The organism is Gordonia sp. NPDC003425 (genome assembly GCF_053588635.1).
The window spans coordinates 57604-70867 of record NZ_JBSFQI010000020.1; the positions used below are offsets into that span (position 1 = coordinate 57604).

Annotated in this window: 13 protein-coding genes; 10 read left to right on the forward strand and 3 right to left on the reverse strand. The window is 64.8% G+C overall.

Annotated features, from left to right (window positions below; all coding sequences use genetic code 11):
- The first annotated feature begins 198 nt into the window (after positions 1 to 198).
- From ACWDTD_RS18780 to ACWDTD_RS18805, 6 genes are read left to right on the forward strand one after another with little or no spacing between them, the layout of a single operon-like run.
- Positions 199 to 1110 carry a hypothetical protein gene (locus tag ACWDTD_RS18780; RefSeq protein WP_449748651.1) on the forward strand — a complete coding sequence of 304 codons (912 nt, stop codon included), beginning with the start codon at positions 199 to 201 and terminating at the stop codon, positions 1108 to 1110.
- A 31-nt stretch (positions 1111 to 1141) separates the two neighbouring features.
- The gene (locus tag ACWDTD_RS18785) at positions 1142 to 2008 is read left to right on the forward strand and encodes a mycofactocin-coupled SDR family oxidoreductase (RefSeq protein ID WP_449748652.1); all 867 of its coding nucleotides are present in this window, start codon (positions 1142 to 1144) and stop codon (positions 2006 to 2008) included.
- Positions 2005 to 3132, forward strand: coding sequence for an NDMA-dependent alcohol dehydrogenase (locus tag ACWDTD_RS18790; RefSeq protein WP_449748653.1), 1128 nt, complete (start codon positions 2005 to 2007; stop codon positions 3130 to 3132). The genes ACWDTD_RS18785 and ACWDTD_RS18790 overlap by 4 nt, the downstream gene beginning before the upstream one ends.
- 11 nt (positions 3133 to 3143) lie before the next feature.
- On the forward strand, positions 3144 to 4541 hold the full coding sequence (locus ACWDTD_RS18795; protein WP_449748654.1) for a phosphotransferase family protein: 1398 nt from the start codon (positions 3144 to 3146) through the stop codon (positions 4539 to 4541).
- Positions 4542 to 4574: 33 nt separating this feature from the next.
- Positions 4575 to 5327 (forward strand): hypothetical protein, encoded by a 753-nt coding sequence (locus ACWDTD_RS18800; RefSeq protein WP_449748655.1) that lies wholly within the window; start codon positions 4575 to 4577, stop codon positions 5325 to 5327.
- Positions 5328 to 5339: 12 nt separating this feature from the next.
- Positions 5340 to 5618 carry a hypothetical protein gene (locus ACWDTD_RS18805; RefSeq protein WP_449748656.1) on the forward strand — a complete coding sequence of 93 codons (279 nt, stop codon included), beginning with the start codon at positions 5340 to 5342 and terminating at the stop codon, positions 5616 to 5618.
- Between the two features lie 111 nt (positions 5619 to 5729).
- Here ACWDTD_RS18805 and ACWDTD_RS18810 read toward each other — a convergent pair whose 3' ends face one another.
- Positions 5730 to 6419, reverse strand: a complete 690-nt coding sequence (locus ACWDTD_RS18810; protein ID WP_449748657.1) for a helix-turn-helix domain-containing protein — start codon at positions 6417 to 6419, stop codon at positions 5730 to 5732.
- Positions 6416 to 7843 (reverse strand): APC family permease, encoded by a 1428-nt coding sequence (locus tag ACWDTD_RS18815; protein WP_449748658.1) that lies wholly within the window; start codon positions 7841 to 7843, stop codon positions 6416 to 6418. The genes ACWDTD_RS18810 and ACWDTD_RS18815 overlap by 4 nt, the downstream gene beginning before the upstream one ends.
- Before the next feature lie 299 nt (positions 7844 to 8142).
- On the opposite strand from ACWDTD_RS18815, the gene ACWDTD_RS18820 reads away from it, so the two are divergent.
- From ACWDTD_RS18820 to ACWDTD_RS18835, 4 genes are all read left to right on the forward strand, one after another.
- On the forward strand, positions 8143 to 9603 hold the full coding sequence (locus ACWDTD_RS18820; RefSeq protein ID WP_449748659.1) for an APC family permease: 1461 nt from the start codon (positions 8143 to 8145) through the stop codon (positions 9601 to 9603).
- A 107-nt stretch (positions 9604 to 9710) separates the two neighbouring features.
- Positions 9711 to 10841 (forward strand): tyramine oxidase subunit B, encoded by a 1131-nt coding sequence (locus tag ACWDTD_RS18825; protein WP_449748660.1) that lies wholly within the window; start codon positions 9711 to 9713, stop codon positions 10839 to 10841.
- Positions 10838 to 11995, forward strand: coding sequence for an N-methyl-L-tryptophan oxidase (gene solA / locus ACWDTD_RS18830; protein ID WP_449748661.1), 1158 nt, complete (start codon positions 10838 to 10840; stop codon positions 11993 to 11995). The genes ACWDTD_RS18825 and solA overlap by 4 nt, the downstream gene beginning before the upstream one ends.
- A 30-nt stretch (positions 11996 to 12025) precedes the next feature.
- Positions 12026 to 12505 (forward strand): TspO/MBR family protein, encoded by a 480-nt coding sequence (locus ACWDTD_RS18835; protein ID WP_449748662.1) that lies wholly within the window; start codon positions 12026 to 12028, stop codon positions 12503 to 12505.
- A gap of 9 nt (positions 12506 to 12514) precedes the next feature.
- On the opposite strand, the gene ACWDTD_RS18840 is transcribed toward ACWDTD_RS18835, so the two are convergent.
- Positions 12515 to 13168, reverse strand: coding sequence for a DUF7379 domain-containing protein (locus tag ACWDTD_RS18840; RefSeq protein ID WP_449748663.1), 654 nt, complete (start codon positions 13166 to 13168; stop codon positions 12515 to 12517).
- Positions 13169 to 13264 lie beyond the last annotated feature (96 nt).

A 13264-nucleotide genomic window follows, 5' to 3' on the forward strand; every position in this document is an offset into this window, starting at 1 on the left:
TCGGAGTAGTCCGCACCGACAGGACGGATAGCGTTCGTGCAGCTAAACACCGTCACCAACAGGATGAGACCCTGGCCGAGGGGCATCCCGGGAAACGGGTCCATCGATTTCCGTGACAAACCAAGCAGTTGGTTGTTTAGACTCTTCACGATAAGGCGCGTATTGCAGGCAAGCACCCTCACGGAGGAGATCGAGTCGATGACACAGACCGCCGTACCCCACGAAGGTTCCGAGATCGACACGACCGACGGTCGCTTTCACTGGCTGTCGGCGAACCCCGGGAAACGGCGCACCGAGATCATCTACCTCATCTGGTTCCTGATCGCCGTGCCCATCCAGGGCGTTGTCGTCATGAACCTGAGCTACTCGCACTACAACGACCCGGCACTTCTCGCCCAGTCGATCGTGATGTGCGCGGGGACGCTGATCCTGCCGCTCATCTTCCGGGCTCCCGAAGATCGCGGACTTCCGCTGACGCAGCTCTACGGCTTCCGGATGGGTTGCTATCTGGTGATCTGGGCGATTCTCGGCGGTTTCGTCGGCACCGACCCGTGGTACGAGGTGCTGCACGGACACTTCGCGTTCAACACGCAGTACAACCCCAATGGCGTACCACTGTTCATGCTGTTCATGACCGTGTCGGTGTTCGGGTTCTACTCGGTGCTACTCGGCACGCTCTACCGGGTGCTCACCCAGCTCCTCGACCGCACCGGCGGTGTCGCGAGCCGCGACACGATGGTCCGTCACGTTCTGCTGTGCATCCTGCTCGCACCGCTGATGCCGCTGGTCGAGACGTTCGCCTACACCACGGTGGTGCCGCACAACTACTGCTTCGACAACGGCATCGGTATGTGGGGACTCAACGTTCTGGTCTATGGCGCATGGCATTTCGCGTCGCTGATCTTCTACACGAGATGGGACCGGGAACCGGGCGAACGCACCCCGCTCAACACGGTGCTCCTGTCCGGATTCGCCACCATCGGCATTCTGATCTGCATCATGGCCGTCACCAAGACGTTCATCGCCCCACACTTCGTGGAGGTCAATCACGGCGTCCGGATGCTCAACGACTGGAGTGCCGACAACTGCCTCGGACCCAAACCATCCTGAGCCGACGAGGCACGAGAAGAAAGCACACAACATGGGTCTGCTCGATGGCAAGGTGGCATTCATCACCGGCGCGGCGCGAGGTCAGGGCCGGGCGCATGCCGTCGTGTGCGCCCGCGAAGGCGCTGACGTGATACTCGTCGACATCGAAACAGCGGTTCCGACAGTCGATTATGCGACGGCAACCGCAAGTGACATGAAAGAGACCGTTGACCAGGTGGAAGCCATGGGCCGCACTGCCGTCGCCACGGTGGCCGATGTGCGCGACCAATCGCAACTCGACGCGGCCGTGTCACAGGGACTCGCGGAACTCGGCCACATCGACATTCTGATCGCGAATGCCGGGATCTGGACCAGAGCGCTGTTCCACGAGACCTCGGAGCAGATGTGGGGCCAGATGATCGATATCAACCTCGGAGGAGTGTGGCGTTCGGCGAAAGCCGTTGCCCCGCACATGATCGAACGAAATCATGGTTCGATCGTCATAACGTCGTCGGTCAACGGGATCCAACCCGGACCGGGTTATGCGCACTACACCGCGGCCAAGCACGGGGTACTCGGACTGATGAAGAGCATCGCATTGGAACTGGCCCCGCACGGAGTTCGGTGCAATGCGATCTGTCCCGGCGCCATCCTCACCCCGATGGTCGACCATCAGGAGACGTGGAACATCTTCGCCGGAGGCGCCGGCGGGACGCACGCCCAGATGATGGACGGCGGCTATCACTACGGAGCCCTGCGCGGCAAGACTTTTCTGTCCCCCCAGGCGATCGCCGATACGGCGCTTTACCTGAACTCGCATCTGGCCGATGCGGTGACCGGCGTGACCATTCCCGTGGAATCGGGACACCTATTACTGACCGGAATGAATCTGGCACCCGTCAAGGAGGAATCGTTGTGAAGACCAAAGGAGCGCTGCTGTGGGGACTCGATCAGCCCTGGCAGGTCGAGGAGATCGAGATCGGTGATCCGCGCAAAGGTGAGGTCAAGGTTCAGATCGAGGCAGCGGGCATCTGTCACTCCGACTATCACCTGGTGACCGGTGCGACCCCGATGCCCGCCTTCCCGATTCTCGGTGGACACGAGGGCTCCGGAGTGATCGTGGAGATCGGCGAGGGGGTCGAACGATTCGCGGTCGGCGATCACATCGTCTTCTCGTTCATCCCATCGTGCGGTCACTGCCCCGCCTGCCAGGCCGGGTACCGGAATCTCTGCGATCTCGGTGCCGGATTGCTGATGGGAGCATCGATCTCCGACGGCAGCTACCGCGTGCAGGCCCGCGGCGAGAACGCCTATCCGATGTCGCTGCTCGGCACCTTCGCGCCGTACGCGGTGGTCCACCAGGATTCGGTGGTCAAGGTGGATCCGACCATTCCCTTCGAGTACGCGTGCCTGGTGGGCTGCGGCGTCACCACCGGATTCGGCTCGGCAGTGCACACCGCACGCGTGCAGCCCGGCGACGATGTCGCCGTGGTGGGCATCGGCGGGGTCGGTGCGGCGGCCGTGCAGGGCGCGGTTCGCGCCGGAGCACGAAACATTGTCGCCATCGATCCGGTGCCGTGGAAGCTGGAGCAGGCCAAGAAGTTCGGTGCCACGCACACCTACCTCTCCGTCGCCGAAGCGATGGGGCCCATCGTCGATCTCACCCTGGGCCGCATGCTCTCCAAGGTCATCGTCACCGCCGGTGACGTGAAGGGCAGCGAGGTGGACACGTGGATGTCGATCACCGGCAAGACCGGCGACTGCGTGCTCACCGGGGTCGGGCAACTCCTCGACTCCGAGGTCACATTGACACTGTCGATGCTGACCCTGATGCAGAAGAACCTGCGCGGATCGATCTTCGGAGGGGCCAACCCGCAGGTCGACATACCCATGCTGCTGTCGCTGTACAAGAAGCAGCAACTCGACCTCGAGGGAATGGTCACCCGAACCTACGCACTCGAGGACGTCAACGACGCGTTCACCGACATGCTCGAGGGTCGCAACATCCGGGGTGTGATCCGCTACACCGACGCCGATCGCTGACGAGGCCGACGATGGAACTCGACGGCCGGATCATCGCCTGGATCGAAGATGTGACGAACGCATCCGTGGTTCGCATCGAGCGCCAAGGCCGTTGGCGCCCTCAATTCTTCGTGGACGTCGAGGGCGCCGACGGCACCGTCGAGCCACTGCTCGTCCGGCTCGTGCGCGATCCCGATCTCGTTCCGCTGTCGGCGTTCCTGTCGCACTTCGACCTCGCCCACGAAAGTCGCGTGCTCGATGCGCTACAAGACGGACCGGTGCGCGTGCCGAAAACGTATGGCTTCTTCGAGGACCCGCCCGCGATCCTCATGCAGCGCGTGGCCGGGAGCAACGAGTTCGACGATGTCCCCGACGAGGCGAGAGCGGCGGTGATGCGCGACTACGTCGAGAATCTGTATCGGCTGCATACGATTCCCGTCGACGCCGACCTGATCGATCGTCTCGGCCTGACGTTGCCGGCGACCCCAGAGGAGTTGGCGTTCGCCCAGATCGGTTTCGTCGAACGCGATTTCCGCACCGCCGCACCGTTCATCGGACCGGAGCCGCTACTGGAGTTCGCACTGTGGTGGCTCAAGGACAACGTGCCCGCGAATCGTACGGCGGTCAGCTGGGTCCAAGGTGATACCGGACCGGGCCAGTTCATGGTGGACGACGGTGAACTGACCGCGCTGATCGACTGGGAGTTGAGCCATCTCGGCGATCCGTTGCTTGATCTGGGAGTCCTCCGGATGCGCAGCATGATCTACCCCGCCGGAGACGTCAGGAGCTATCTCGAGCATTACGAATCCCTGGCCGGCGGAGATCTCGACCGGGACGCGTTGTGCTTCTACACCGTCCTCGCAATGCTGTTGTCCCCGTTGGGGATGTCGGCGCTCATCCAGAATCCCACGGCTGCAGTGCAATCGATGCTGCCGATGCTCGGCTGGGATGTGACCCTGCGCCGTGGACTGTGCGACTCGCTCTGCGAGGTGTACGGGATCGACGTCGAGGAACCAACTCTTCCGGGGTTGCCACCACCGGGCCGCACCGACCTGCCCCACTATCTCGTCGATCACCTGGCCACCCACTGCGAGGGTATCGGCCGCGACACCCACGACCGGATGCAGATCGACGGCGCGCTCGGCCTCGCACGGTCCGTGGAGATGATCGTGGCGCTCGGACCGTCCCTCGACAGCGACGACCTCGATGACATGTCGCAGGTCATCGGACACCGCCCCGCCGACCGCAACGACGGATTGACCGCTCTGGTGGACATCGTGACGAACGACCCACGCGATCGGCTCGTCGACCTGATCCGTCTGTTCTCCCGGATGGAACGCCGTCGCGAGTATCTGTGGCGCCCGTTGATGACGGCCCAGCATTCGCAGCCCTTCGAAGTCCTCTACCCCACCCACCCCACCCACAGTTAGCGAGAGATCATGGAGCCCATCAAGGTCATTCAGGTGGCAACCGGCACCGTCGGCACACACAGCATGCGTACCATTCTGGGCCGCAGAGACATGCAGCTCGTCGGCCTGTACGTGTTCAGTCCGGACAAGGTGGGACTCGACGCCGGCGACATCACCGGCGGGGAGAAGACCGGTGTCATCGCGACGAACGATTTCGATGAGATCCTCGCGCTGGATGCCGATGTGGTGGCCTACAACGCGCTGGGTGAGACGCGCGATCCCGAAGCGGCGCTCGACCAGATCTGCCGGCTACTCGAGTCCGGGAAGAACGTGTGCTCCACCGCCGTCAGCGTGCACATCTATCCGCAGATCATCTCGAGCAGCCCGCTTCGCGAGCGACTCGAGGCCGCCTGCCAGAAGGGCGGGGTGTCGTTTCACAGCACCGGCATCAATCCCGGCTACATGATGGATGTGTGGCCGATCACTTTGTGTCAGTTGACTCGTCGCATCGACACCATCTACGTGACGGAGATGGTCGACATGGCCCGCTACACGTCGCATCAGATCGGCGACTACATCGGGTACGGCAAGCCCGTCGAGAATCTGGTGACCCGACTGCCCAAGGAGATCGTGGCGGAAAGCTCCTTCTTCGCGTCGCTGCGGATGCTGGCCGATGCCACCGGCCTGCAGTTCGACGACGTCACCCTGGACTGGGAGGTGGCACCGGCACCCCACGAGATCGTCACCCCCGCATTCCATGTCGAACCCGGCAATGTCGGCGCTGTGCGAATCACCCTGCGCGCCTAGACCGACGGCGATGTGCGAGTACAGAACCAGTGGGTATGGGTGCTCGGGCCGGATTCGGCTCCGCCGGAGTGGCCCTACGGCGACGGGGCCTGGTCGGCGCGCATTGTCAGCGACCCGACGATCGAGACCAGGGTCGAGGCGAGTACGGATCTCGACGCCAAACAACCGGATGTGCTGATGACCGGGGTACACGCGGTCAACGCGATGCCCGCCGTGGTGGCCGCACCGGTCGGCGTCCGGACACTGGTGGATCTCCCACTGTTCAGCGGCGGGTTCTTCACCCGGACGTAACCGCGATGCCGGGTCACCGGTCCGGTGTCAGTTCCAGAATCCGCGGTCCTCGAGCAGTTGTACCACGCGATGCCCGCCCCGCAGGAAATGTGCCTCGATGAGGGTGCGCCATTACCGATCCGCGGAGCGGAGTATGTCTGCCACCCGCTTCGCCGGTTCGCTGAGCAACCGCACGAGCACCTCCGGGTTCTCCACGTGTTTGGCCGGCGCCGCGATCGTCAAGGCGGCGACGAGCGCATCGTCGACACCCCACACCGGGACGGCGACGCACCCGAAGTTGGGGATGAACGATCCGATCTGAGTGGCGTATTCGGGTGCGGCCGAAGGGTGTCCCGAACCCACCACGGTCATCAATCGACCTGCGGCCGACGCGGTGTGGTCGTGCAAGAGACGTCCCGGATCGCTCAGCGGATAGTCCGGATCGATGTCGAGCAGACTCAGCCGGGCACGCAACGTGCCGGGGCGGTGACAGCCGAACAGGTGCAGGCCGAACCGCAATTCCGAGCGGACCTCGTCGAGGATGACGCGAAGGTGTTCGGGAACGGTCTGCCCGGCTGCGGCTCCGACGAGGCGATCCACCTTGGCTCCCAGGGCGAATCCACCGAGATCGGGTGTGCGCACCAGGTATTCCTCCTGGGCGAGCAGATTCACCAGCCGGTAGGTCGCCGACTTCGACAGGCCGAGATGACGAGACAGTTCGATGGCGGTGACACCGGGGCCCATCGTCGCGACTTCTTCGAGGATCTGCAAGGCGTTGATCACCGATTTCGACGACGAGTCACCGCCGAACGCCGGACTCATCGGGGCGGGGCGCCGGTCGCGGCGCCCTCGGATTCCACGTGCCCGCTGAACACCTCCGAACGCATGGGTGTCTCATGAATTCCCACGTGCGTCACCACATCCGGACGGAATCGCCGCAGTGCCGCAAACCCGATCGCGGCGAGGCCCAACCAGATCAGTGCGCCGATGATGCCGGGGCCCCACGCACCACCGATGTTGGTCACGACGAACACGACGAGGATTCCGGCGAAACAGATCGCGGCGAGCACCGCGATCACCGCCGTCCGTAGCTCGAATTCCCCTGTGCGGCGCAGGAACACCGGTGCGGCCACACACACCAGGATGTAGCCCACCATGAATCCGATCGCCGGGGCCGACGCCATGGACCCTCGTATCGTGCTCTCCGAGGCCCCCGCGAGCAGTGCGGCGACGATCACCACCACCATCACGGCGATGGTCACGACCACCCCAGTGACCGGGGTCTTGAATCTCGGATGGGTGGACCCGAGGCGGGCCGGCAGCACTCCCTCCCGGGACAGAGACAGCAGCATGCGGGTCAACGCCGTGGTGCTGGCCAGTGCGCATGCCAGAAAAGATGCGCACACACCGAGATTCACGATGGGTGCCACCCATGCCGCGCCGATGGCGCTGGTCAGATCGTCGAGATCGCTCTCGCCCAGCGCGGAAATCGCCTGCAACACCGTCGTTCCACCGGATTGTGCGATCGTCGCGAGCAGTACCACCACCGACCCCACCGCCAGCGAGACGACGATCGCCCGCGGAATGGCCCGGAGCGGACGTTTGGCCTCCACCGATAGGGTTGCCGCACTTTCGAATCCGATCACACCACACGTCGCCACCGCGACCCCGGCCAGATAGTGCGACCATCCCGACGGTGCCGCGACGATCGCGTGCACGGAGATCTGTGCCCGGTTGCGGGCAACCAGCACGCCCACGACGGTGAGCAGGACTGCCACCGCGGCGGCCTCGGTGATCAGACCGACACGAGCGGACACGCGAACCCCGCGGATCAGTACGACGGCGGCGCCGACCGCGATCAGGAGAACGGCCAGGCAGGTCACCAGTGTCGACGGTGCCTGCACCCCGAAGATCCGCAAACCGAAGGTCGCGGTCTGCGACAGCGCGAACATGCCGAGCGATCCGTATCCGAGTGCCATGGCCGCAGCGGTCGCGGTCCCCGCGGTGGGGCCGAGTCCCTTGGCCGCATAGGTGTAGAGCGCGCCGGGTGCCACCATCCGGGAGGCGAAGGCGCCCAGTGTCACAGCCACCAGTCCGCACAGCACGGTCGCGGTGACCACACTCCACACCAGTGGCGCACCCGCCTGAGCGAGCAGCATCGGTATGGTGGCAGCAGCCGCACAGGGAGCCATCACCGCGACCGACTGCGCCACCACGTCGGTAAAGCCGACACTTCGTCGATCCAACCCCGCCAGCGGAGTTCGTGCACCGAGCCTCAGCCGACCGCGGAGACGACTATTCGCTGGTCCGGACATGTTCCGGACGCTACCGCAACCCATGTTTCGCCCGAGTTACTCGAGGATGTGCGAGACGTGACATGCAGAGGGTCTTCGAGGCGACGTCGTTCCCAACGAACGGTCGGAACGTGTTTACCGCCGGGCAACGGCACCGCGATCAGTCGCCCCGACCATGGGTTGCACGGGCACCGCCGCCCTGTCCCGGCATCGACTCCGATGCCCTCACCCCCATCACACGGAGAACACCCATGGCATCCATCGACGCCGGCACCGTCACCGCCGCATCGACCTCACCCGGAAAGTCACTCAGCGGTTCGCTGGGTGTCGGAGCGATCGTCTTCATGGTCGTCGCCGCCGCCGCACCGCTGACCGTCGTCGGCGGCGGCGTGCCCATCGCCTTCCTCCTCGGCAACGGCGCCGGCGTCCCGTCGATGTTCGTCATCGCCGCCGTCGTGCTGCTGTTGTTCGCCGTCGGCCTGAGCACGATGGCCCGCTACATCCCGAAGCCCGGCGCCTTCTTCACCTACGTCGGTTACGGACTCGGCCGTCCGCTGGGCCTGGGCACCGCTCACCTGGCGTTGCTGACCTACACCATGGTCCAGGCCGCGGTGTACGGCCTGATCGGTGTCCTCATCTCGACAGGCGTCGCCGACCTCGGCGGCCCTACCATCGACTGGTGGGTCTGGGCGCTGGTCGTCGCGGCGATCACCGGTGTGCTCGGTTATCGCCATATCGAGCTGAGCTCCAAGGTGCTGGGTCTGCTGCTGATCGCCGAGATCGGCATCGTGCTCATCCTGAACATCGCGATCATGGTGAAGGGTGGAGCTCAGGGACTATCGGCCGCATCGTTCCAACCGTCCACGATGATGTCGGGTGCACCGGGCATCGGCCTGATGTTCGCGGTCGCCGGATTCATCGGTTTCGAGGCCACCGCGATCTTCCGCAGCGAGGCCCGCGATCCCGACCGCACCATCCCCCGCGCCACCTACGCCGCGGTCATCCTGATCGGCGGGTTCTACGCCTTCTCGTCCTGGGCGCTCGTCATGGCGTGGGGCCCCGACAATGTGGTGGCCGCGGCGGAGAAGGACCCGGCGGGCATGATCATGGCCACCGCGCAGACCTACCTGGGCACCTGGGCGTCGACCACCATCAACATCCTGCTCATCACCAGCCTGTTCGCCTGCATCCTGAGCTTCCACAACGTGATCTCGCGCTACCAGCATTCGATGGCCTCGGCCACCGCGATGCCGTCCAAGTTGGGGACCGTCCACCCGAATCATCTCTCGCCGCATGTGAGTTCGCTGGTGCAGAGCATCACCGCCGGAGTCCTCATCGCGGTGTTCGCCGCGCTCGGTCTCGATCCGGAATTGGAGGTCTTCGCCTGGTTCTCCGGAGTCGCCACCCTCGGCATCGTGGTGCTGATGGGGCTCACCTGCCTGGCCGTCCTCGTCTACTTCCGGCGCCACAAGGTGGGTGCGGGACCGTGGACCTCGGTCATCGCACCCGCGCTCGGCCTCGTCGGTCTGATCACCATCCTCGTCGCAGTGATCTGGAACTTCCCGACGCTGATCGGCGGATCGCAGTCACTGGCCGACTTCTTCTTCGCCCTGGTGGTTGCCGCGGTGCTGATCGGCGTGGTGCAAGCGCTGCTCATGCGGCGCCGCAACGTCGACGCCTACGAGTCCCTGACCAGCGCGATCGCCGCCTGACACGTCCACACCGTACCCCGGCCCAGAGAATCAGGGCACGCTCGACCCTAAACAGGGCACGCTCGACCCCCGACGAACCGACCATCGACAACCACAGGACTCACATCGTGAACACCTCCATCGATTTCCGTTATCTCTCCGAACCCGACATGATCGCCGCGGGCGTCACCGACATGCCCGCGTGCGTCGACGCCATGCACGAGACCTTCGTGCTGCTACACACGGGCGACTACCGCATGGCAGGAGCCAACAGCGATTCGCACGGCGCGATGATCACCTTCCCCGACGAATCGCCGTTCCCGACGATGCCCAAGAACACCGCCGACCGCCGCTTCATGGCGATGCCCGCCTATCTCGGCGGCAGCTTCGGCACCAGCGGCATGAAGTGGTACGGCTCCAACATCGCCAACCGCGAGAAGGGTTTGCCGCGTTCGATTCTCATGTTCATGCTCAATGACACCGACACAGGTGCGCCGCTCGCGCTGATGTCGGCGAACCTGTTGTCGGCGTATCGCACCGGCGCGGTGCCCGGCGTCGGCGCACGTCTGCTGGCCCGCGAGGACGCGCAGGTGGTCGGCATCGTCGGGCCCGGAGTGATGGCCCGCACGTCACTGGCCGCGTTCATGGCGACCTGCCCAAAGATCGACACCGTCAAGATCAAGGGTCGCGGCCGCAAGAGCCTCGACACCTTCACCGGTTGGGTGGCCGAGGAGTTCCCGGACCTCACCGTCGTCGAAGTGGACAGCACCGAAGAGGCCGTGCGGGACAGCGACATCGTCACCTACTGCACCTCGGGTGAGATCGGCGACCCGTCGACCTATCCGCTGGTGCGGCGCGAATGGCTCAAACCCGGCACCTTCCTCAGCATGCCTGCCGGCTGCGAGATCGACGACGACCTCAAGACGCCCGACGTCCGCAAGGTTGTCGACAACATCGGACTCTACGACGCGTGGTTCGACGAGACCGGATATCCTTCGCACACATCAATTCCCATCATCGGGTGCAAGTTCATGGACATGATCCACGACGGCACCATGGCGCGTGAGGAACTGGTCGATCTCGGTGCGGTCGCCGCGGGTGCCACCGAGGGCCGGCGCAGCGATGACGAGATCGTCATCCTGTCGGTCGGCGGTATGCCCGTCGAAGACGTCGCGTGGGGAACGGTGGTCTACCGCAACGCCGTCGAGCGGGGCATCGGCACATCGCTCAATCTGTGGGAAAGCCCGGCGCTGTCATGAATCCAAGCAGCGAACGCCCGCGTCGCTCGGTGATCGTGATCGGACTGGGTTCGATCGGTTCGATGGCGTTGTGGCAGTTGGCCAAACGAGGCATCGACGTGCTCGGAATTGAACAGTTCGGCCGCATCCACACCGAAGGCGCGTACGCGGGGGAATCCCGATTGTTCCGCGTCGCCGCCAAGGAGGGTGAACTGTTCACCCCCGCGCTACTGCGGTCGCGGGAACTGTGGCAGGAACTCGGTGACGCCTACGGACGTGACATCCTTCTGCCGGCCGGCGCGTTGAGCGTCGCACCCGCCGATCACCCGGACCTGCGCCCCACCCTCGCCTCGATCAACGCGTTCGATCTCCCCCACGAGGTCCTCGACGCCGCGGAGATGCGGAAACGGTTCCCGCAGTTCCACATCGAAGAGAACGACATCGGTGTGCTCGACTCCCTCGGTGGTGCGATGCGTCCCGAGATGGCCGTGGCCGCGGCCACCGACCAGGCGATGGTGCATGGTGCGTCGGCGCTCTACGACACCGAGGTGCTCGACGTGGCGGCCACCTCGGACGGGGTTCGCGTCACCACCACACGCGGCGAGTTCATCGCCGATCGCGTCGTCGTCACAGCAGGTCCGTGGACCGCGCGGCTGCTCCCCGACCTCGCCGGCATCGTGCAGGCCAAGACGTTCGCCCTGACCTGGTTGATGCCGCGTCACGTCGAGCGGTTCACCGCAGACATCTTCCCGGGTTTCATGCGAGACCTGCACGACGTTCATGCCTTCGGGGTGCCCACGCTCGACGGGTACAGCATCAAGATCTGCCCGCATCTCGATCTCGATGCGTTCGACGACTGGGAGGACCGCCCGACGTCGCTGACAAGGGAGCAGTTGCGCTGGGTGGGCGAGCAGGCACAGCGCATGATCCCCGACCTCATCGGAGAGGTGGTGCGGTGGTCGCTGCACTCGGATTCGTGGACGCCCACCAAGCTGCCGGTGATCGACACCGCCGACGACGGCATCATCGTCGCGACGGCGATGAGTGGCAACGGTTTCAAGTTCGCACCCGTGTGGGGTGAGGCCCTCGCCGACCTCGCGTCGACCGGGTCGGCGTCGCTGCTCGACGATGCGTTCACCGTCGAGAGTCATCGGGCGGCAACGGTAACGGTGTGAGCCGGGGTCCGGGCCGGGTAGCGTCGGGGTATGCGCCTCACCACACTGCTCGGTACCGGACTGGCCACCGCGGCGGCCGCGGCCGTCGGAACGTTCACCACCCGAACCGCCGTCGACACCTGGTATCCCACCTTGACCAAGCCGGCGATCACTCCGCCGACGCCCGCCATCCCGATCGTCTGGACTGCGCTCTACGCCGACACCGCGGTCACCTCGGCGGTGGCCATCGACACCCTGCGTGAGCAACGCCGCGACGACGAGGCGCGGGCATACGCGATTGCTCTGGGCACCAACCTGACTCTCAATGCCGCCTGGAGTTGGGTGTTCTTCGGGGCGAAGCGACTTGACGCCGCCCCGGTGGTGGCGGCAGCGCTCACGGTGTCGAGCGCCGATCTGGTGCGCCGTACCGCCGCGGCGAACACCGCAGCCGGTGCGGCGCTCGTTCCCTATCCGCTGTGGTGTGCGTTCGCGACGGCGCTGTCGACGGGGTTCTGGCGTCTCAACCGGTAAGTGCCTGAGTTACCGAACGCTCTCATCGAGTTTCAGCCACTCGCGCAGTTTCGACACCACGTCGCCATTGCGGAAATAGGTCACGTGCGTGGTGCCCGAACTCTGCGGAAGTGTGAAAACGGTGCTCAGTTTCTTACCATCGACCATCGGCATGGAGGACACCCCGACGGCGATGTCGTTTCCCTCGAGTTTCCCGGCCTCGTCGGTGAAGGCCCCGTCGACCAGCCTGTCGACCGCCTTCCACCAAAGTAGTTCGGCCCGGTGAAACGGGGGGTCTGCAGCGGTTGGTTCGAAGTCGGTTGCGATCACGCAGTAGTCGGGTCGCTGCCAGTCCGACGCCTGGGGTCTGTTCAGTTCGGCCAGATACTCGCTGCGGGGGTCCATGGCCATCAGACCGGGCACCAGCAGGTCATGTGATTCCGCGCTGACGACGGCCCTGATGAGGGTCGCCATCGACTGCAATGCTTGATCGTGAGACGAGGTCGCGGCGCTGGCCTGGGAGGTCGGGTGCGCGAAGAAGTTGGTGAATATGTCGACAAATACGCGCCAGAGCTGGCGTCGCCCGAATGGAGAGCCCGCGTTGGGTCCACCCACCATGATCAAACGCCTGACTCGCACGCGGTCTCCGGACACCGGCACCTGTTCAATAAGGCTGCGCGTCACCAGGAGGAATGATCAAGACCTGTGGATCTGGGAGGGCGTGCCTTCCCGCAGAATGATCCCGGTAGTCACTTGATCAAGTCAGCGTTGCAGCGCTGG

What these genes read in the sequence shown, in the direction of transcription:
- ACWDTD_RS18780 (WP_449748651.1), top strand. Translation starts at nt 199, where the DNA reads ATGACACAGACCGCCGTACCCCACGAAGGTTCCGAGATCGACACGACC.
- ACWDTD_RS18785 (WP_449748652.1), top strand. Translation starts at nt 1,142, where the DNA reads ATGGGTCTGCTCGATGGCAAGGTGGCATTCATCACCGGCGCGGCGCGA.
- ACWDTD_RS18795 (WP_449748654.1), top strand. Translation starts at nt 3,144, where the DNA reads ATGGAACTCGACGGCCGGATCATCGCCTGGATCGAAGATGTGACGAAC.
- ACWDTD_RS18810 (WP_449748657.1), bottom strand. Translation starts at nt 6,419, where the DNA reads ATGAGTCCGGCGTTCGGCGGTGACTCGTCGTCGAAATCGGTGATCAAC.
- ACWDTD_RS18820 (WP_449748659.1), top strand. Translation starts at nt 8,143, where the DNA reads ATGGCATCCATCGACGCCGGCACCGTCACCGCCGCATCGACCTCACCC.
- solA (WP_449748661.1), top strand. Translation starts at nt 10,838, where the DNA reads ATGAATCCAAGCAGCGAACGCCCGCGTCGCTCGGTGATCGTGATCGGA.
- ACWDTD_RS18835 (WP_449748662.1), top strand. Translation starts at nt 12,026, where the DNA reads ATGCGCCTCACCACACTGCTCGGTACCGGACTGGCCACCGCGGCGGCC.